Source organism: Pseudomonas sp. EA_5y_Pfl2_R50 (genome assembly GCF_963970475.1).
GTDB lineage: Bacteria > Pseudomonadota > Gammaproteobacteria > Pseudomonadales > Pseudomonadaceae > Aquipseudomonas.
Genome location: NZ_CAXAPT010000105.1, coordinates 1 through 533, shown reverse-complemented (window position 1 = coordinate 533; position 533 = coordinate 1). Strand labels below are relative to the sequence as shown.

Genomic DNA, 533 nt, shown 5'->3' with positions numbered 1-533 from the left:
GTAGGTATTGTGCCGCATGACAGTATTGTTAGGTAAAATTGTTAGGCTAGGTCCCGCTGAAATGTCAGAGCATCGAACAGGCGACCGTTAGGTCCCCGATAGTAATCTCGACGTTCGCCGACTTTTGCAAAGCCTTCGTTGCTATAGAGCTTGATCGCTTCGTTGCCGTCGCGCACTTCCAGGTGGAGCGTCCGCGCACCTTGCGCCGACGCGTCCGACGCGACCGCGCGGAGCAAAGCAGCGGCAACGCCGCGCCGCCGCAAATGCGGCGCGGTCGCAAGCAGCAGCAACTCCGCTTCTTCCAGGACTCGGCGGCAGAGCGCAAAACCGGCCGGCTCTCCGCCGACTTCGGCAATCGTCAGCCACACACCGGGCATGGCCAGCAGACCCAGGACTTGATTGTGAGTCCACGCTTCTCCGAAACGGGCATCAAACGCTGCCTGCATGATTCGATCGACGATCGCGAGATCGGCAACGGCACCGCTGCGCAAATCGATCCCGAGCATCGTGCTCATGCGGCAGCTTCCGCAGTG

General features: G+C 60.8%; 1 protein-coding gene. It reads right to left on the bottom strand.

All coding sequences use genetic code 11. The annotated features are described in order from the left end of the window. Positions 1 to 41: 41 nt before the first annotated feature. Positions 42 to 533: GNAT family N-acetyltransferase (locus AACY19_RS26925; protein WP_339454535.1), on the bottom strand; the 492-nt coding region annotated here is incomplete at its 5' end.